Source organism: Methylophilus sp. DMC18, assembly GCF_056314005.1.
Genome location: NZ_JBQUZE010000001.1, coordinates 440,968 through 459,105, shown reverse-complemented (window position 1 = coordinate 459,105; position 18,138 = coordinate 440,968). Strand labels below are relative to the sequence as shown.

The following is an 18,138-nucleotide window of genomic DNA, read 5'->3' as shown; positions in this document are numbered from 1 at the left end:
GCTTTTCAAAAAGCATGTCATCCATACGCAAAAAAATTATAAGTCTTTGTTTTTAATAAAATATTACCCTGGCACACTTTCTGCAAAGGATCGTTAAGCTAGGTCACCTTCTTGACGTACGAGTGGTGCAGTACCTGCATGACAGCCGACTTGAAAACCAAAAGGAGTTTTATCTTGAAACATGCATTTCCATTCTTTACCCATTCCCCTTTGATCGCCATCGGCCTCTTTCTGTCAATGATTACTGCCACCGTGCACGCGGACACAGACCTGTCGCCATGGCAATTACGTGCGGGGATTTCATTGATTGACCCTCAATCTCACAATGGCCGGATTATCCAAGATACCGCTGCGGTGACAGTGGATAGCCAAACCGGCCCGACTTTTAATATCGGCTATTACTTGACACCGAACTGGGCGATCGACCTCTTGGGCGGCCTCGCCTTCAAGCACCAGATCAACGTCAATGGCGAGCGTGCAGGCTCCACCAAACATTTGCCGCCCATCCTCAGCCTGCAATATCACTTCCGGCCAGAAGCGACCATACGGCCATTTGTTGGGCTCGGCATCAACTACACACGTTTTCTTGATGAAAAACTCGATAACGGCGCCAAACTGTCACTCGGCAGCTCCTGGGGGCCTGCAGTGCAAGCGGGGGTAGATGTTGCCATTGACGAGCATTGGTCTGTGGGCGGTGATATCCGCTATGCACGCATTGATACGCGCACAGAAATCAATGGCGCCAATGTTGGCAAAGTGGAGATCAACCCCACGGTTTACAGCCTTACTGTCGGCTATCGCTTTTAATCTCCCGTGAAAGGAACCCTCATGAGTCAATCCAATACATTTGCCATACCAGCATTAGACACTCTCCCGGCGGCACACCGCATTCGCAGTGACGAAGAGGCGATTGCCGTTGCAAAACAGTTAGCAGAGACCTTTGCCAGGGAAGCCTCTGCGCGCGACCGAGAGCGCCGTTTACCAGTGGCCGAACTGGACGCATATTCGCAAAGCGGCCTGTGGGCTATCACCATCCCCAAAGCCTACGGCGGCGCGGGCGTCTCTTATCGCACCTTGGGCGAAGTGATAAAAATTATTTCTGCGGCGGACCCTTCACTGGGCCAATTACCGCAAAACCATTTTGTCATTATCGAGCATCTGATCCTGGATGCCAGCGAGAGCCAGAAACAGTTCTTTTTTGAGCTGGTGCTCAAAGGCGCTCGCTTTGGCAATGCCTTCTCAGAAAAAGGCAGCCGCACGGTGGTCGAGTTTGCCACCCGCATCACCCCGCATGGCGAAGGTTTTGTCGTCAATGGCACCAAGTTTTTTGCCACTGGCGCCTTGCTTGCCCACTGGATTCCGATTGTGGCGGCCACAGAAGAAGGTCTGCCGTACTTGGCGCTAGTCAAACAAGGTACCCCTGGGCTGACAGTGATCAATGACTGGTCCAGCTTTGGTCAACGCACCACCGCCAGCGGAACCGTGGTGATTGAAGCCGTACAAGTGCCTGCAGAACATGTGGTGCCGATTTACCAAGCTTTTGCCCGGCCCACTATCGCCGGGCCCAGCTCGCAGTTTATTCAGGCTGCCGTCGATGCAGGCATCGCTGTCGGTACGATAGCCGCGACATTGGAATATGTGAAACAGTCTGCGCGGCCATGGATAGATGCCAAGGATATCCAGAATGCCAGTGATGACCCTTACACCATCCAGCAAATTGGCGACCTCGAATTGCGCCTGCATGCAGCAGAAGCCTTGCTAGACCGCGCCGCCGAAGCCTTGACGCGAGGTGCGGCTGAAGCCAATGAAACCACCGTAGCGGCAGCCTCAATTGCCGTGGCAGAAGCCAAAGTATTGACCACCGAAATCGCGCTATTAGCCGGCAACAAACTGTTCGAGCTCAGCGGTACGCGTTCTACGCTCGAAGAACTCAATCTCGACCGTCACTGGCGCAATGCACGCACGCATACCCTGCATGATCCGGTCCGCTGGAAGTTTCACGCCATTGGCAACTACTACCTCAACAAAGTGAATCCGCCGCGTCACCCGTGGTTATAAGCATGTAAGCAAATGATATAACCCCGGCCGCGCACCGGGGTTATACTTTAATACCAATATAATAAATTCAAATAATTAATAAAGGAGTTGAGCGATGAAACAAGAAACCCTTTCCATTCACGGCGGCTATGACCCGGACCCCACCACCAAGGCGGTTGCGGTGCCCATTTACCAAACCACCTCTTACGCCTTTGACAATACCCAACACGGCGCTGACCTGTTTGACCTCAAGGTACAAGGCAATATTTATACGCGCATCATGAACCCGACTACCGCCGTGCTAGAAGAGCGCCTGGCACAACTGGAAGGCGGCATAGGCGCGCTGGCATTAGCGTCTGGCATGGCCGCGATTACCTACGCGATTCAAACCATTGCCGAGGCAGGCGATAATATTGTGTCCGTCTCAACGCTGTATGGCGGCACCTATAACTTTTTTGCGCACACCTTGCCCAAGCAAGGCATAGAAGTCCGTTTTTTTGATTACCGCGATCCGGCGTCACTGGAAAAACTCATCGACAGCCGCACCAAGCTCGTGTTTGCCGAAACCATAGGCAACCCGTTAGGCAATGTAGTGGACCTCGCAGCCATCAGCGCGGCAGCCCATAAACACGGCGTGCCGGTGATCGTCGATAACACGGTCGCCACACCGATTCTGTCGCGACCATTTGAGCACGGCGTGGATATTGTGGTGCACTCGCTGACCAAATACATCGGTGGCCACGGCAACTCGATTGGTGGCGTCATTGTCGATAGCGGCAAGTTTCCATGGGCAGAACATGCCGCCCGCTTCCCCAGCCTCAACACCCCGGACCCCAGCTACCACGGTGTCAACTATGTAGAGGCATTAGGCGCGGCTGCCTACATCGCCCGCGCCCGCGTCGTGCCTTTGCGCAATACCGGTGCCGCCATCAGCCCATTTAACAGCTTTCTGATTCTGCAAGGCCTGGAAACGCTGGCGCTCAGGATTGAAAGACATAGCACCAACGCACTGGCAGTCGCAAATTACCTGAAACAACACCCCAAAGTGAAATGGGTCAGATACGCCGGGCTTGAAGACCACCCAGACCATGCACTGGTGAAAAAATACCTCAACGGCCACGCCTCTGGCATCTTGTCTTTTGGCGTGCAAGATGGTCGCGAAGGCGGCACCCGCTTTATTGACTCGCTGCAACTGTTCACGCGTCTGGTCAACATAGGCGATGCCAAAAGCCTGGCTTGCCACCCTGCCACTACCACCCACCGTCAGCTTAATGTTGAGGAACTGGCACGCGCTGGAGTGAGTGAAGATATGGTCAGGTTATCAGTAGGGATTGAGCATATTGATGATTTGATTGCGGATTTGGAGCAGGCGTTGGCGAAGGTCTAATACTGATCAAAACTGGCAATGTCGTTTTTTGGCTTTAAAGGCAACTATGCGAGCGCAGCAGCAATGCTGCGCTTTTTTCTTAAATTATCAGCACATAGCTGCTTTCCAACGATCGGTTATGAACAGCAATCCAATCGTGGCTGAACAGTCGCCACTGCTTTTACAAGCTAAGATTTAATATTGCATTTTTGTAAAAGCTTGATGATAATCAGATTGAGTTTACTAATAATTAAAAGCTTTAAATAGTGCAACCAGCAGGTGTGTTCCATGCATTATATTTAAATAAAAATCATCAATAAAAACACAAAGATATGCTAGACACTCATATAAACAATCACATACAAAAAATAAGTTATACACCGATTTCGGTGTATGTATTACGTTGGGCGTCAGCACAATTTGTCCCATGAGGAAATGACATGATTGAAACTTTCGTATCCCGTCCGAATTGGGCTCCTCCTATCATCGAGCACAAACTCGCGGCCTTTTACCAGTTGCTAGAAGATACTGGTTTCAAGGCGAATACTATTGGTAAGAGCCAAGCACCACTAATGTCTCCATTTGAGGACGTCCGCAGACTCATGAAGAAGTGCAAATGCACAGTAGTCCTGGGACTCCCTCAGGTCTTCATGCACACGGGCACCGTTAAGCACGAACCAATTACATCGCACCTTACTCTTCCAACCGAGTGGAATCAGATCGAGGCAACTATGTCACTAATGCTCGATCTTCCCACGCTCGTGCTATTGCATAAGACGGTAGCGGCCCGTGGAATTTTTGATCGCGGTGCGGCCAACGTCTTCGTATATGAATTCGACTCGCTTAACGATTCGTGGCTGACATCATTACGCCCAGCGCTAAATTCTTTAAAGAACGCGGTGACATGAAGTCTCCCATGACGCCCAACCCGGCAGTCGAGCGGACCTGCGCGAAAAGCCGCGCAGACCGCTCACTTCTACGTTGGGCATTTTTCTGAAAGCTGTATAACTGATGCAAAATACACAATACATACCACCAACATTGATGGAAAAAGCTTTTAACTGTCCTCGTTGCAGAGTTTTTGCAAAACAGGATTGGTATTATCTAAGAGCAGCTAGCAACAGAGATGGCTTTGGAACGCAATACGAAAATCAAGAGTTTGTTCTTTCAAATTGTTCCAGTTGTGGTGAACCAACAATCTGGCATGGTGAAAAAATGATTTATCCATTACATTCAGTAGCTGAAACACCCAATCAAGATTTACCAGAAAATATCCGCGCTGACTTTGAAGAAGCCAGAGTTATTGCAAATCTATCGCCTCGCGGTGCAGCAGCACTCTTGAGGCTTGCTATACAAAAACTTTGTGCTCATTTGGGGCAGTCTGGAAAAAATATCAATAATGACATTGCTGCCTTAGTAACACTTGGTTTGCCTGCGAAAGTTCAACAAGCACTTGATGCCGTGCGGGTAATTGGTAACGATGCCGTGCATCCTGGAACAATCGATTTAAAAGATGACCTAGAAACAGTTAATAAATTGTTTCGGCTTGTAAATTTCATTGCTCATAAAACCATTACCGAACCAAGAGAGGTAGATGAAATTTATAACGGCTTACCAGCAGACAAATTAGCAGGTATTAATCAAAGAGACGGTAAGTAGCAATGCCCAACCCATCCATCAAGCGGGACGCGCTAAAGCGCGCCTCTTATATCAAACGTTAGGTTTCAATGCATATCGTTAAGTATCTAATAGTTTTTGTTTTAACGCTCTTGCTAGCAACGGTTCTCTTTACCTCGCAATCTGCATCTAATTCTTCAACTATTCAGGCAGCCTCAACAGCCCTGTAGGGTGGGCAACTTGTTGCCCACGCGTTCAATCCCTCGCAGAGGTGATTCAATATTGAATCACCTCTGCGCCAACCCTTCTGAAGCAAATTACCTTTTACGCTAGTCACTTACCGTAAGCAACGGTTTTTATGTGCTGACGATGTGCGCTTTGCGCTACGGGAAGCTACCCTATTGCTACACCGATATTGTGATCATCGAATCCTCGTTGAGACCTGAAAATAACTCATCTCAGCCTCTGGTTTTCTTAACCTCTAAGCAATCCAAGTATGCTGTTTGGTATATACCAACCTACCTACATCTATAGACGATTTATGGAAAAAGTCCGCGCATAATGCAAACCATCGTGATTGAGCAAAGTTTTAACAGATTGCCATCACATTGACTAACAGATAGGAGAACAAACATGCGTAACGTTATTTCTGCAATGGCTTTAGTAGCTGGTTTTATGGTTGCTGCCCCAGTACTGGCAGTTGAACAAAATGGTGGGATTGAAAAAGTACAAACTGCTCAACACTTTTTGAGTAAGCGTCCATATGCTCAACCAGTGGTTGCCAAAGCTGACGGTGAGCAACCCTGGGTAGGCGCGACACTGGTGGTGGATGGTAACAACGGAGGTGCGAACGTTCATGAAGTGCAAAAACTGCACATGCTTGGTAAACGCGCTTTTTAATCCACGGCATAGGGTCCACGCGAAAAGTGAAGCGCCCCAATTGCTTTAGGACAAATTTAGGAGATTACAAATGAAAAAATTATTTTTAACCATATTGGCTTTAGGCTTTGTGGCGCAAGTAAATGCAGCTGACTTACCGGATAACGAGCAAAGTGTAGGCCAGTCACATCACAATCACTTTATCGGGAAACGTCCCTACAACAAAATTCTTGATAAACCAGCCAAGGGAGCTGATCAAGCCTGGGAAGGCACTGGTTTAGTGGCTGAAGACCCTGAACAAGCCGAAAAGAAATTGATGAAACATAATCAACATCAAATGAATTTTATTGGTAAACGGCCATATGTTGCACCGCATAACCCTGACTAACGCCTGATTTACCAAACGATTTTAAATCTCTCTGTGTTACCCGCCTGTTTTTTGGGCGGTTTTTTTTATTCCTTCGCACACTAGAACAATCAAGAGGCTGACTAATGCCAACAATTTAGCAAGGGCAATGATGGTGGCCTTACTCCACTTTTCATCGCGACTGAAAGGTGGGGATTTTTGCTGAACATTTGGAAAGTTGCTTAGCGTTTGAAAAGAGTGAGGTGCGGATAGTTAGAGCATTTTAGTATTGTGACGCGTGGGCAACTAGTTGCGCACCCTACTATACTTACATTTTTAACCGATGACACTTACAGAAAACACACTTTAGGAAAGTACGCATGAAATCGCTATCTCTCTTGTTCAGCTCTTTACTCTTTGCAACTTGGATACCTGCCGTACATGCCGCTGAGGCATTTATTGGGCAGTTTCTTTACAAATATGATGGCAGAAGCATTTACCGGGTAGAGGTTAAAGACCCGCAACTCATGACATGGACCTGCGTAGAAGGGTCAGAGAAAGGTGCCAGCGGCACGGAGCACCCTGATCGCTTTAAAATAGCCGATAAGATTTACTTTGCTAGCTGGGTTGAGAAAACTGGAATCACCGTCACTCAGGTAGTCAACCTGAACACCATGAAGGTGTATTCGACCATTATTGATGGTAAGGAACGCTATGTGATTTCAGGGGCTATCGTACGCGAGAAGTGAGATTTACCTGCATGGCGAACGATGATGTCCATTCGCCATGCAACCCTGTAGGGTGGCCTAACTCCACTTTTCATCGTGCCGTGAAGTTGGGGATTTATAGTGAGCGCCGGGGAAGCGGGTGAAGTCCAGATAGTGAATTTGGGGATAGTTAGAGCGTAACGGGTATTGTGACGCGAGGGCAACTAGTTGCCCTACTACTCTCTTGGGTAAGGTAAATGGGGAGAGTCGGGGTGGTCTATCATAAAGGCTACGCACTTATTATTTTAGTTGCAAAAGTGACTCCAAAACATCAATTTGACATCATTTTTTTATAGTGATAGCATTTTTATGTTTTTATCATGGAGTGCATATGTATGTCTGTTGTCACTGTCAGAAATTTACCCGAGGAAACACACCGCGCACTCAAGGCGCGGGCGGCCCAGAACCATCGCAGTACCGAAGCGGAAATACGTTTTATTTTAGAAAATGCAGTGAGGCCTAAGCATAGAGTCCTGCTTGGTACATTGTTAACGGAAATTGGTCGTGAGGTTGATGGCGTGGATATTGAGATTGGGCGAGACCAAACAGCCTCAGAGCCTATGGATTTTGAATGATTTTATTAGATACCAATGTCATTTCTGAGCCGTTAAAAGCCACAGGCGACCCCAAAATAGCCGATTGGATCAATGCACAAAACATTGAAACTTTGTACCTCTCTACCATCGGCATCGCTGAACTGCGTTTTGGGATTGCAGTGTTACCAGCGGGTAAGCGAAAAGAGGTGTTACATGCCAGCCTTGAGCAACGCGTGTTACCTTTATTTGAAGGTCGTATTTTGTCATTTGATCTCGTAGCATCCCAGGCTTATGCCACGTTGCGGGCTAAAGCGCGTGCGGCTGGTCAAGTGATCGCGCCCGCAGATGGTTACATAGCCGCGATTGCGATGACACATGAGCTGACCGTTGCGACTAGAGACACACAACCTTTTATCGCGGCAGGATTGAGCGTGATTAATCCGTTTGATCTGTAATAAAAGCGCTTTGCATCAAGCTTTAAAAATAGATTTTTCTAAACAGAAAAAAGGCGCAATGATGGATGTTGCGCCTTTTTGTTCAGAGCGTTAGTTTAAAACACCCGCAATTGCGTCGGTTTCAAATACACCGTCTCGCCCTGCTTAAAACTCAACTGATTAAACTGCTCCCGACCCAGCTCCACATCGACATATTGCTCATTGTCTGCACGTTTGATCTCCAGACGCACCAGTGAGCCCACAGAGTGCACATAGGTGAGCGCACCGGCGATACTTTGCGCGTCTGCTTCTCGGCTAACGGCAATCTCATATGGACGCACAAAGCCTTTGCCTTGCGGGGTTTCAAAGGCATTTACATTGCCTAAAAACTCATACACAAACGGCGTGGCTGGGTTATCGTAAACAGCTTGTGGTGAGCCCACCTGCTCTACCTGGCCATGGTTCATGACGACGATGGTATCAGCGACTTCGAGGGCTTCTTCCTGGTCATGCGTCACAAATACACTCGTCACGTGCAGTTCGTCGTGCAGGCGGCGCAGCCAGCGGCGCAGGTCTTTGCGGACTTTCGCATCGAGCGCGCCAAATGGCTCGTCCAGCAACAGTACTTTTGGCTCGACTGCCAAGGCACGTGCCAAGGCAATCCGTTGGCGCTGGCCGCCAGACAATTGCGGTGGATAACGGTCAGCCAGCCAGTCGAGTTGTACCAGCTTGAGCAAGTCATGCACGCGTTTTTTGATCTCGGCTTCTGAGGGGCGCGTTTCTTTGGGGCGCACGCGCAGGCCAAAGGCGACGTTTTCAAACACGGTCATATGGCGGAACAGCGCATAATGCTGGAACACAAAACCAACCTGGCGCTCGCGCACATCACGGTGGGTGGTGTCTACGCCATCAAACAGCACCTGGCCGCTGTCCGGGGTCTCCAGGCCAGCGATAATGCGTAACAGCGTGGTTTTGCCGCAGCCTGAAGGCCCAAGCAAGGCCACCAGCTCGCCTGAGGGGACTTGCAGATTGATATCGCGCAGGGCACTAAATTGGCCAAACCCTTTATTGATCTGTTGTATGGTAATGCTCATCTTAAGCCGTCACTTCCTTTTCAATCGCGGCGGCATCGCGGGATGCCTGCCATTCAACATAGGTTTTCAAAATCAGGGTTACCAGGGCCAGCAGCGTGAGCAATGAAGCCACAGCAAAGGCCGCCGCGTAGTTATATTCGTTATACAAAATCTCAACATGCAAAGGCATGGTGTTGGTCAGGCCGCGGATATGGCCGGAGACCACTGACACGGCGCCAAACTCGCCCATGGCCCGTGCGTTAGTGAGAATCACGCCGTAAATCAGGCCCCACTTCACATTGGGCAGGGTCACATGCCACAGCATTTTCCAGCCAGAGGCGCCCAGCACCAGTGCAGCCTCTTCCTCTTCTTTGCCTTGCGCCTGCATGAGCGGGATCAACTCGCGCGCCACAAACGGAAAGGTCACAAAAATCGTCGCCAGCACAATGCCAGGCACGGCAAATACCACTTTCAGGTCGTGATCGATCAACCATTCGCCAAACCAGCCTTGCAGGCCAAAAATCAGCACAAAGATCAACCCGGCGATTACAGGCGAGACGGCAAACGGCAGGTCAATCAGGGTGATCAAAAAGCTTTTGCCTCTAAAGTCAAACTTGGTAATTGCCCAGGCGGCGGCCACGCCAAATACCAGATTCAGTGGCACCGAGATCAGCGAGGCGATCAGAGTCAGCTTCATCGCGGACAAGGCATCAGCTTCGGTGATCGCAGCTAGGTAGACGTCCCAGCCTTTGCGCAAAGCCTCGGTAAAAACGGCCGCAAGCGGCACCAGCAAAAACAGCCCTAAAAACGTCAGTGCCAGGCCAATCAAGCCCCAGCGGACCCAGGTGGGTTCAGAGGTGGCGCGTTTGTAGGCCACTTTGCCCTGATATTGTTGAAATTGTGTGGTTTGCATCATCCTACCTATGGTTTATCAAAATATACGCAACGCTATGCTTTCAGCGGCCGCCCACTATTTAGCGCCATGGCGGTGACTGCTCCACCATTGCAGCAAGTTGATCAACAGCAGCAACACAAACGAAACCACCAGCATCACAACGGCAATGGCCGTGGCGCCCGCATAATCATATTGTTCAAGTTTGGTGATGATCATAAGCGGCGTAATCTCGGAAATCATCGGCATATTGCCGGCGATAAAAATAACAGAACCATACTCCCCCACCGCGCGGGCAAATGCCAGCGAGAAACCGGTGAGTAGCGCCGGCCAGATGGCGGGCAGAATAATTTTGTAAAAGGTTTGCCAGCGGTTGGCGCCCAAGCTGGCCGCTGCTTCTTCGGCCTCAGCACTAAAGTCTTCGAGCACCGGTTGTACGGTACGCACCACAAACGGCAAGCCAATAAAGGTGAGCGCCACCACCACGCCGAGTGGGGTAAACGCGACTTTAATGCCATGCGGCTCCAGCCAATGGCCTAACCAGCCATTCGGCGCATAAATCGCGGTGAGTGAAATCCCGGCCACCGCCGTCGGCAAGGCAAACGGCAAGTCTACCAGTGCATCGAACACTTTTTTGCCAAAAAACTGATACCTGACAAAAACCCAGGCAGTGAGCAGGCCAAATACCAGATTAATCAGCGCTGCAATCAATGAGGCGCCAAAGGTTAGTTTATAGGTAGCAACCACGCGCGGCGTGGTGACCACCGCCCAAAACTCATGCCAGCTAAGCTCGGTGGTGCGCAGGAAAACAGCGGCTAAAGGGATGAGAACGATAAGACTCAGGTAGACCAGCGTGTAGCCGAGTGACAAGCCAAAGCCGGGGAGTAAATGTTTCTTTTTTTGTGATGCCATGGTGTATGGTGATCCGTTAAACAGGCGCTAATATAGCTGCATTCTTTTAAATCATTAAAGAATGAATAATCATTAATTTATAAGCGCCTGTTATATAAAAACGCGATGGATTAGGCAACTTTTGGCGTGCGGTGCTGATATTGGTCATTAATGACCTTGGCCACCACCGGTGCGGCCAGCAAGTTGCCCTGCAACACGGTCGCCCCGGCTGAGATCGCAATATCCAGTTGCTGCTGGGTTTCAATGCCCACAATCACCGGCGTGCTGCCCAGATCCTGCACGCTGGACACCAGCCCCTTGAGTGCCTTGGCCAAGCCCGGTTGTTGCGCGGCCTGCTGAATCACAGAGACATCAAACTTGATAAAGTCATGCTGCACGCTCCACAAGCGGTATAACTTGCTTTGATGGCCGCCGACATGATCAAACGCAATCTGGTAGCCCAAGGCGCGGTAGTTCTCCACGGCAGCGATCAGGTGCTTGTCCTGCTCGATCAGAGACTCGTTGATTTCGAGCACGACGCGATGCGTAGGCACCGAATACTTATGCAGGATCTGCTCAAACACCTTGCCGTGGGCGCTGACCTCCAGCAGTAATTTCGGATGCACGTTTAAAAACAGCAAGCCATTTTCCTGATGGATGGCCCGGTAATTAAGCACATGCTGCGAGCGGCATACGCGGTCAAACTGCACCAGCTTGCCGGACTGCTCGGCATAGGTAAACGCAAACTCGGGGGTGCTGCCCAGGGTGCCAAACAATGAGGGACGAATCAGGGCTTCATAGCCATAAATATCCCCTTGCTTGGCATCGTAGATCGGCTGAAAAGCGGTTTTAAGATGGACACCGATAAAGGTGCTTTCATACTCGCCCGAGCTCGCCTCCAGCAGGCCAAGCTCTTCCAGGTCCAGCGCAAGTACCTGTTTGAGTTCGGCACGCAATTGCACAATGTGCTCCGGCTCTGGGGATAACTGTTTTTGTGTCATCATGACTCCTTCCTGCGTTTAAGCATGCGCTAGGCAATGATTTTTAAACGCTATTTTTGATAAATCTGGTCGAAGATGCCGCCATCACTAAAATGCGTGTTTTCGGCTTCGTTCCAGCTGCCAAACACCTGTTTGACCGTAAATGTATTGAGCTTTTTAAAGCTGGGTTGCGCCGCCTCAGCCACTTGCGGGCGCAAGTAATGTTTGGCAGCCAAAGCCTGACCCGCAGGTGAAAAGTGATACTCAAGATAGGCTTGTGCCAGCTTGCGCGTGCCTTTTCTATCCACCACCTTGTCTACCAGCGCCACCGGGTTCTCTGCCAGCACGGTCACGGACGGGTACACCAGCTCAAACTTGTCTTCCCCCAGCTCTTTTTGCAGCAGATAGGCCTCGTTTTCAAACGTCACCAGCACATCGCCAATCTCGCGCTGGGCAAACGTGGTAGTGGCGCCGCGGCCACCGGTATCCAGCACCGGCACATGTTTAAACACCTGGGTCACAAATTGGCGCGCCTTGCTGGCATCGCCGCCTTTTTGCGTGATATAGCCCCAGGCGCCCAGATAGCTATACTTGCCGTTACCCGAGGTTTTAGGGTTAGGAATCACCGCCGCCACACCGGGTCTGATCAGGTCGTCCCAGTCTTTAATCTGTTTGGGATTGCCTTTGCGGACCAGAAACACCGTGGGGGAAGCGCTGGGCACGCTGTTATTGGGTAATCTGCTCTGCCAGTTTGCCGGGATCAATTTGGCTTTTTGCGCCAAAATATCAATATCGGCGCTACGGTTCATGGTAATCACATCCGCAGGCAAGCCATCCACAACCGCACGCGCCTGCTTGGTAGAGCCGCCGTGTGACTGGTTAATGGTCACCGATTCACCGGTCTTTTCTTTCCAGTACTGGACAAAAGCCGGGTTGAATTCTTTATAAAACTCGCGGGTCACATCGTAAGAAACATTCAGCAATTCAGCAGCCTGCACAGGTGCTTGTAGCAGCGCAGCCCAGACCAGCAAGTGACGGATAAAAGACGACATAAACAACTCCCTGAACTTGATAGGGAGGCACTATAGCGGGAGTTTTATATTTTTAAAAAGAATAAAATATAATATATTTATAATTTTAAAGAATATAAAACTGAAGATGATAAAAAACGCCAGTGCAAGCACTGGCGTCTTAATCGCATGGTCGCAGCAAGGCGAAAAGCGGGAAACAGCGAGCAATTTAAGCGGCTGGCACACTGAGCCCTTGCTCGTCAAATATGCCGTCAAACAACACTGAACTCAAATAGCGCTCGCCGGAATCCGGCAAAATCACCACGATGTGTTTACCCGCATGCTCAGGCAGAGCCGCATACCTGACCGCTACCGCGACCGCCGCCCCGCAGGAAATGCCGGCCAGAATGCCCTCCTCGCGTGCCAGTCTTCTGGCGAATGCAATCGCTTCTTCATTGGTCACTTGTGCAATGTCATCCACCAGACTTAAATCCAGGATATCCGGCACAAAACCTGCGCCTATGCCTTGAATTTTGTGCGGTGCCGGCGCGAGTGCTTGCCCTGCCCTAAACCGTGTCAACACCGGACTGGCGGCCGGCTCTACCGCAACAGAGAGGATGTTCTTATGCTGCGTCTGTTTGAAATAGCGGGAAACACCGGTAATGGTGCCGCCGGTGCCCACCCCTGAAACCAGAATATCCACCTCGCCATTGGTATCGCGCCAGATCTCAGGGCCTGTGGTTTGTTCATGAATGGCTGGATTGGCCGGATTTTTGAACTGTTGCAACAACACATAACGTGCTGGATCCGCGGCGGCAATTTCTTCTGCCTTGGCCACGGCGCCTTTCATGCCTTTGGCGCCCTCGGTCAGTACCAGCTTGGCGCCATAAGCAATCAGCAATTTGCGCCGCTCCAGGCTCATGGTTTCCGGCATGGTTAAGGTAATGGGGATGCCCCGTGCCGCAGCCACAAAGGCCAGCGCGATGCCGGTATTGCCGCTGGTAGGCTCTACGATTTCTTTCCCAGGACCCAGCAAGCCTTTTTGTTCTGCATCCCAGATCATAGCCGCACCGATGCGGCACTTGACAGAATAGGCCGGGTTGCGGCCTTCTATTTTGGCAAAAATGGTGGCCTGACCAGGGGCGGTCAGGCGGTTCAGGCGCACTAAGGGCGTATTGCCGATGGACTGTGCATTGTCATTAAACCAGTGTGACATAAAGCGCTCTTCAAATAAAAACAGTGACTGTAGTTTAAAAAGCGCTGAAATAAATTAAAAATAACATTTTGTTGGATAAATATATTTAATAGTTATAACCCTACCTTTTCGGTTATTTTAAAACTGCTTTAAATAACAAATACTGATAATAAAATAATAAATGATTCTAGGCTTTACCCTGTTCAATCACGAAAGAGTGTTTTATAGTGAGCAAAGATTCATGCTGACCAGACAACTGGAAGCCAGTGACCCGCCGGGGCCACTGGCTTTTTTTTCGTCTGTTGTCAGCAATCGCGTACTTACCATGACAAGGAATCCACGATGCAAGAAATTGCCATCGAGCACATCGTGCAACAACTGGCGGGCATCCGCGAACATGCATTGCAACAACGCCAGCGCTTGACGCAACCACCCAAGCTGCCTTCACGTAAAGTGCTGGCCAAGTGCGTGGAAGGCCTAGCTGCGGCGCTATTCCCCAACCGTCTGGGTGATTCAGACATTCAGCCACATGCCATTAACTTTTATGTGGGGACCACGCTGGATAAAGCTCTGCGTGAATTGCAGCAACAAATCCGTCTTGAGCTTGCGTTTAAAGCGCCGGGGACCGCCGCCAGCCAGTTCAATGCACAATCACATGCCCTCACGCAAACCTTTGCCGAGCAATTGCCTGCGATTCGCCAGCAACTGGATACCGATCTCGAAGCCGCTTATCAAGGGGATCCGGCGGCGGACAGCGTGGATGAAATTCTGGTCAGCTATCCCGGCATTCTGGCGCTGATTCATTACCGGCTGGCGCATGTTTTACATCGCTTGGGCTTGACCATTACGGCACGCCTGATCACCGAAATTGCCCATTCGCAAACCGGCATTGATATCCACCCCGGCGCACGTATCGGTGATTACTTTTTTATTGATCATGGCACCGGCGTGGTCATAGGTGAGACGGCGATTATTGGTAACCACGTCCGCCTTTACCAGGCAGTCACCCTGGGTGCAAAGAACTTTCCCAAAGATGCCAATGGCCATCTGGTGAAGAAATTTGAACGCCACCCCATTCTGGAGGATTACGTGGTGGTGTATGCCGGGGCCACCATTCTGGGCCGTATCACCATAGGAAAATATTCGATTATTGGCGGCAATGTCTGGGTTACGCGCAGCGTGCCTGCCAACAGTCACCTCACACAAGCGCATTCGGATGCCAAACCGATTCCGGCTGCCGCTTGATTTTTAACTATTGCAACCTATTCATAGTTGCACTTTAAGGAGACCTTATGTCAGAACAACCTTTTCAAAGCGCTTTGGGCGATGTCGCTGCCCGCACGCTTGCCAATGCTACCAAATCGGTGCCCATGCTCAGCACCATCAGCCCTCGCTGGCTGGTGCATTTGCTCAACTGGGTACCGGTAGAAGCCGGTATTTACCGCGTCAACAAGGCCAAAGACCCCAACGCCATTACTGTCGACTGCTCCAACAAAGATGAAAAAGAACTGCCAGCAACCTTTGTCGATTATGAAGAATGGGGCCGCGAGTATGTGTTGAACGCGGTGAATACCGTGGTCGATGTGCATACCCGCGTGTCTGACCTGTATAGCAGCCCGCACAACCAGATCAAAGAGCAACTGCGCCTGACTATTGAAGTAGTCAAAGAGCGCCAGGAAAGCGAACTGATCAACAACAAAGAGTACGGCCTGCTCAACAATGTGGCCAAATCACAAACCATCAAAACCCGTAATGGTTACCCAACACCGGATGATCTGGATGAGCTGCTGACCAAAGTCTGGAAAGAACCTGCGTTTTTCCTGGCGCACCCGAAAGCAATTGCCGCCTTTGGCCGTGAGTGCACCCGCCGTGGCGTGCCACCCCCAACCGTTTCCTTATTCGGCTCACAGTTCTTGACCTGGCGTGGCGTTCCGCTGATTCCTAGCGACAAACTGCCTATCGTCAACGGCAAATCCAAAATCTTGCTGCTGCGTGTAGGCGAGAGCAAGCAAGGCGTGATCGGCTTGTATCAACCGAACTTGCCAGGCCAGCAAACCATGGGCCTGTCAGTACGTTTTATGGGCATCAACCATAAAGCGATTGCTTCTTACCTGGTCTCGCTGTATTGCTCACTGGCCGTGCTGACCGAAGACGCGATTGCCGTCCTGGAAGATGTTGGAGTTGATCATTACTATGACTACAAGTAATTCATTCGGCCTGACTTTAACTGATGGCGCCAGTTTTGAGCCTGAGGCCATCTTGGCCTCATTGCCGGGTGAGCATCCCAAGATGACTGCTGCGCTGGGTGTAGGACGCGAACTGGAAAACACAGGTGTGCTGGATACCGCCACGCTGACGCAACTGGTCAACGACCTCTACGCTGAAGGGTTTCCGGCGACGGCACCGTTTGCGGCAGCAGACCTGGCGCAATCGTTGGCGGCTTCGCATGCCCCACAGCCATCTGTCCCGCCTACAGACTCATTGACCACCAAGCTGGTCAATGTGGGTGGCACAGGCGGTGTGGCCTCACCGAGTTATGCGCAAACGCAGGCGCAACCCGTCACCCAGCAGGCGCAAGCGCAGCAGCTCACGTATGTGCCTGGCATTGAAGCCTTGGGTAGCGACCCGTTACATAACCATCCGGCCCACCTGAATGTATTGCAGCCCGAGGCTGCTTTTCTGACCCCTGGCTCATTTGCCGGGACGGGCATTGAGATTCCTTACCAGCAGGAGCTGGATCGCTGGCTGGGGGCAGGTGCAATACAGTCCCCACCGTCTGCGGCCTCCTCCCAAACTGCGGCTAAACCGCCGGTAGCTGGCGCGCAATCGTTTTACTTTTTGCAAGCCGAACCCGGGTTGACGGGCAGCCTGCCAGCTTCCGCGCATCCGGCATTCGATGTGCATGCGGTACGGCGTGACTTTCCCATCCTCAATGAGCGGGTGAATGGCCGCCAGTTGGTCTGGTTTGACAATGCGGCGACCACACAAAAACCACAAGTCGTCATCGACCGCGTGAGTTATTTTTACCAGCACGAAAACTCCAATATTCACCGGGCCGCCCATGCGCTGGCCGCGCGCGCGACGGATGCGTATGAAGAAGCGCGCGAAACCGTGCGTCGTTTTATCAATGCGCCCTCGGTGAATCAGGTCATTTTTGTACGCGGGACCACGGAAGCGATTAACCTGGTCGCAAAAACCTGGGGCAAAAAACATCTGGGGCAAGGCGATGAAATTGTGGTCTCACATCTGGAACATCACGCCAATATCGTGCCCTGGCAGCAATTGTGTCAGGAAACGGGGGCGGTGCTGAAAGTGATCCCGGTGGATGACAGTGGCCAGATTCTGCTGGAGGAATACCAGAAACTGCTGACGGCAAAAACCAAGCTGGTGTCATTTACCCAGGTATCAAATGCGTTGGGGACGGTCACGCCTGCTCAGGAAATGATTGCAATGGCTCACAGGGCGGGCGCAAAAGTGCTACTGGATGGCGCGCAATCGGTGTCACACATGCGGACCGATGTACAAACGCTGGATACTGACTTTTTTGTGTTCTCCGGGCACAAAATCTTTGGCCCCACCGGCATTGGTGCCTTGTATGGCAAAGCGGACGTGCTGCAAGACATGCCTGCCTGGCAAGGCGGCGGCAACATGATACAAGATGTCACCTTTGAAAAAACGGTGTATCACGCGGCCCCGGCCAAATTTGAAGCAGGCACTGGTAATATCGCCGATGCGGTAGGATTAGGTGCCGCCTTGCAGTATGTGGAACGGCTAGGCATCGAAAATATCGCCGCCTATGAGCATGCCCTGCTGGAGTATGCCACGGCAGCCATGTGCCAGATCCCCAATCTGCGCCTGATCGGGACAGCCAAACATAAGGCCAGTGTGCTGTCTTTTGCACTCAAGGGCTATCAAAGCGAAGAGGTAGGCGCAGCGCTCAATGAAGAAGGCATCGCCGTGCGTTCTGGCCATCATTGTGCACAGCCGATTTTGCGTCGCTTTGGTGTTGAAACCACCATACGGCCGTCACTGGCGTTTTACAACACTTATGATGAAATCGACCGCATGATTGCGGTGTTACAGCGCTTGGCGTCCTATCACGCCTAGTCTAGCCG

At 51.0% G+C, this 18,138-nt stretch carries 18 protein-coding genes; 12 read left to right on the top strand and 6 right to left on the bottom strand.

The features are described from left to right. Positions 1 to 174 precede the first annotated feature (174 nt). The 9 genes from ACT53G_RS02050 to ACT53G_RS02010 all read left to right on the top strand — a co-directional run bounded on the left by ACT53G_RS02050 (position 175) and on the right by ACT53G_RS02010 (position 8,003). Positions 175 to 807 carry an OmpW/AlkL family protein gene (locus ACT53G_RS02050; RefSeq protein WP_476168562.1) on the top strand — a complete coding sequence of 211 codons (633 nt, stop codon included), beginning with the start codon at positions 175 to 177 and terminating at the stop codon, positions 805 to 807. Between the two features lie 21 nt (positions 808 to 828). Continuing rightward, positions 829 to 2,058, top strand: a complete 1,230-nt coding sequence (locus ACT53G_RS02045; protein WP_476168561.1) for an SfnB family sulfur acquisition oxidoreductase — start codon at positions 829 to 831, stop codon at positions 2,056 to 2,058. Between the two features lie 94 nt (positions 2,059 to 2,152). Further along, on the top strand, positions 2,153 to 3,424 hold the full coding sequence (locus tag ACT53G_RS02040) for an O-acetylhomoserine aminocarboxypropyltransferase/cysteine synthase family protein (RefSeq protein ID WP_476168560.1): 1,272 nt from the start codon (positions 2,153 to 2,155) through the stop codon (positions 3,422 to 3,424). A 990-nt stretch (positions 3,425 to 4,414) separates the two neighbouring features. Then, positions 4,415 to 5,062: a DUF4145 domain-containing protein gene (locus ACT53G_RS02035; protein ID WP_476168559.1), complete on the top strand. Its 648-nt coding sequence runs from the start codon at positions 4,415 to 4,417 to the stop codon at positions 5,060 to 5,062. 591 nt (positions 5,063 to 5,653) lie between these two features. Then, positions 5,654 to 5,920, top strand: a complete 267-nt coding sequence (locus tag ACT53G_RS02030) for a hypothetical protein (RefSeq protein WP_476168558.1) — start codon at positions 5,654 to 5,656, stop codon at positions 5,918 to 5,920. A 70-nt stretch (positions 5,921 to 5,990) separates the two neighbouring features. Continuing rightward, positions 5,991 to 6,287: a hypothetical protein gene (locus tag ACT53G_RS02025; protein ID WP_476146112.1), complete on the top strand. Its 297-nt coding sequence runs from the start codon at positions 5,991 to 5,993 to the stop codon at positions 6,285 to 6,287. A 338-nt stretch (positions 6,288 to 6,625) separates the two neighbouring features. Then, positions 6,626 to 6,994, top strand: a complete 369-nt coding sequence (locus ACT53G_RS02020; RefSeq protein ID WP_476168557.1) for a MoaF-related domain-containing protein — start codon at positions 6,626 to 6,628, stop codon at positions 6,992 to 6,994. A gap of 353 nt (positions 6,995 to 7,347) precedes the next feature. Next, positions 7,348 to 7,587: a FitA-like ribbon-helix-helix domain-containing protein gene (locus ACT53G_RS02015; RefSeq protein ID WP_194747040.1), complete on the top strand. Its 240-nt coding sequence runs from the start codon at positions 7,348 to 7,350 to the stop codon at positions 7,585 to 7,587. Next, a complete protein-coding gene (locus tag ACT53G_RS02010) occupies positions 7,584 to 8,003 on the top strand; it encodes a type II toxin-antitoxin system VapC family toxin (protein ID WP_194747041.1) in 420 nt (139 codons plus the stop codon). The genes ACT53G_RS02015 and ACT53G_RS02010 overlap by 4 nt, the downstream gene beginning before the upstream one ends. Positions 8,004 to 8,098: 95 nt before the next feature. Here ACT53G_RS02010 and ACT53G_RS02005 read toward each other — a convergent pair whose 3' ends face one another. The 6 genes from ACT53G_RS02005 to cysK all read right to left on the bottom strand — a co-directional run bounded on the left by ACT53G_RS02005 (position 8,099) and on the right by cysK (position 14,044). Beyond that, the gene (locus tag ACT53G_RS02005; RefSeq protein ID WP_476155054.1) at positions 8,099 to 9,076 is read right to left on the bottom strand and encodes a sulfate/molybdate ABC transporter ATP-binding protein; all 978 of its coding nucleotides are present in this window, start codon (positions 9,074 to 9,076) and stop codon (positions 8,099 to 8,101) included. Position 9,077: 1 nt separating this feature from the next. Beyond that, the gene (gene cysW, locus ACT53G_RS02000; RefSeq protein ID WP_476155056.1) at positions 9,078 to 9,968 is read right to left on the bottom strand and encodes a sulfate ABC transporter permease subunit CysW; all 891 of its coding nucleotides are present in this window, start codon (positions 9,966 to 9,968) and stop codon (positions 9,078 to 9,080) included. Positions 9,969 to 10,025: 57 nt separating this feature from the next. Next, positions 10,026 to 10,859, bottom strand: a complete 834-nt coding sequence (gene cysT, locus ACT53G_RS01995) for a sulfate ABC transporter permease subunit CysT (RefSeq protein WP_476168556.1) — start codon at positions 10,857 to 10,859, stop codon at positions 10,026 to 10,028. A 110-nt stretch (positions 10,860 to 10,969) separates the two neighbouring features. After that, positions 10,970 to 11,839 carry an EAL domain-containing protein gene (locus ACT53G_RS01990; RefSeq protein WP_338657578.1) on the bottom strand — a complete coding sequence of 290 codons (870 nt, stop codon included), beginning with the start codon at positions 11,837 to 11,839 and terminating at the stop codon, positions 10,970 to 10,972. Between the two features lie 50 nt (positions 11,840 to 11,889). Then, entirely contained in the window at positions 11,890 to 12,870 is a 981-nt protein-coding gene (locus tag ACT53G_RS01985; protein WP_476168555.1) for a sulfate ABC transporter substrate-binding protein, read from the bottom strand. A 187-nt stretch (positions 12,871 to 13,057) separates the two neighbouring features. Next, complete coding sequence (cysK, locus tag ACT53G_RS01980) at positions 13,058 to 14,044, bottom strand: cysteine synthase A (protein ID WP_476168554.1); 987 nt, start codon at positions 14,042 to 14,044, stop codon at positions 13,058 to 13,060. Between the two features lie 321 nt (positions 14,045 to 14,365). On the opposite strand from cysK, the gene epsC reads away from it, so the two are divergent. Genes epsC through ACT53G_RS01965 form a run of 3 tightly spaced genes read left to right on the top strand, consistent with a single transcriptional unit; the run spans position 14,366 to position 18,130 of the window. After that, entirely contained in the window at positions 14,366 to 15,268 is a 903-nt protein-coding gene (gene epsC, locus ACT53G_RS01975) for a serine O-acetyltransferase EpsC (protein WP_476168553.1), read from the top strand. 47 nt (positions 15,269 to 15,315) lie between these two features. Further along, positions 15,316 to 16,230: a family 2A encapsulin nanocompartment shell protein gene (locus tag ACT53G_RS01970; RefSeq protein WP_194747048.1), complete on the top strand. Its 915-nt coding sequence runs from the start codon at positions 15,316 to 15,318 to the stop codon at positions 16,228 to 16,230. Next, a complete protein-coding gene (locus ACT53G_RS01965; RefSeq protein WP_476168552.1) occupies positions 16,217 to 18,130 on the top strand; it encodes a family 2A encapsulin nanocompartment cargo protein cysteine desulfurase in 1,914 nt (637 codons plus the stop codon). Before ACT53G_RS01970 ends, ACT53G_RS01965 begins: the two co-directional genes overlap by 14 nt. The last annotated feature ends 8 nt before the right edge of the window (positions 18,131 to 18,138 follow it).

What these genes read in the sequence shown, in the direction of transcription:
- ACT53G_RS02040 (WP_476168560.1), top strand. Translation starts at nt 2,153, where the DNA reads ATGAAACAAGAAACCCTTTCCATTCACGGCGGCTATGACCCGGACCCC.
- cysW (WP_476155056.1), bottom strand. Translation starts at nt 9,968, where the DNA reads ATGCAAACCACACAATTTCAACAATATCAGGGCAAAGTGGCCTACAAA.
- epsC (WP_476168553.1), top strand. Translation starts at nt 14,366, where the DNA reads ATGCAAGAAATTGCCATCGAGCACATCGTGCAACAACTGGCGGGCATC.
- ACT53G_RS01985 (WP_476168555.1), bottom strand. Translation starts at nt 12,870, where the DNA reads ATGTCGTCTTTTATCCGTCACTTGCTGGTCTGGGCTGCGCTGCTACAA.
- cysT (WP_476168556.1), bottom strand. Translation starts at nt 10,859, where the DNA reads ATGGCATCACAAAAAAAGAAACATTTACTCCCCGGCTTTGGCTTGTCA.
- ACT53G_RS02035 (WP_476168559.1), top strand. Translation starts at nt 4,415, where the DNA reads ATGCAAAATACACAATACATACCACCAACATTGATGGAAAAAGCTTTT.
- ACT53G_RS02045 (WP_476168561.1), top strand. Translation starts at nt 829, where the DNA reads ATGAGTCAATCCAATACATTTGCCATACCAGCATTAGACACTCTCCCG.
- ACT53G_RS02025 (WP_476146112.1), top strand. Translation starts at nt 5,991, where the DNA reads ATGAAAAAATTATTTTTAACCATATTGGCTTTAGGCTTTGTGGCGCAA.
- ACT53G_RS02020 (WP_476168557.1), top strand. Translation starts at nt 6,626, where the DNA reads ATGAAATCGCTATCTCTCTTGTTCAGCTCTTTACTCTTTGCAACTTGG.
- ACT53G_RS02005 (WP_476155054.1), bottom strand. Translation starts at nt 9,076, where the DNA reads ATGAGCATTACCATACAACAGATCAATAAAGGGTTTGGCCAATTTAGT.
- ACT53G_RS01990 (WP_338657578.1), bottom strand. Translation starts at nt 11,839, where the DNA reads ATGACACAAAAACAGTTATCCCCAGAGCCGGAGCACATTGTGCAATTG.
- ACT53G_RS02030 (WP_476168558.1), top strand. Translation starts at nt 5,654, where the DNA reads ATGCGTAACGTTATTTCTGCAATGGCTTTAGTAGCTGGTTTTATGGTT.
- cysK (WP_476168554.1), bottom strand. Translation starts at nt 14,044, where the DNA reads ATGTCACACTGGTTTAATGACAATGCACAGTCCATCGGCAATACGCCC.
- ACT53G_RS01965 (WP_476168552.1), top strand. Translation starts at nt 16,217, where the DNA reads ATGACTACAAGTAATTCATTCGGCCTGACTTTAACTGATGGCGCCAGT.
- ACT53G_RS02010 (WP_194747041.1), top strand. Translation starts at nt 7,584, where the DNA reads ATGATTTTATTAGATACCAATGTCATTTCTGAGCCGTTAAAAGCCACA.
- ACT53G_RS02015 (WP_194747040.1), top strand. Translation starts at nt 7,348, where the DNA reads ATGTCTGTTGTCACTGTCAGAAATTTACCCGAGGAAACACACCGCGCA.
- ACT53G_RS01970 (WP_194747048.1), top strand. Translation starts at nt 15,316, where the DNA reads ATGTCAGAACAACCTTTTCAAAGCGCTTTGGGCGATGTCGCTGCCCGC.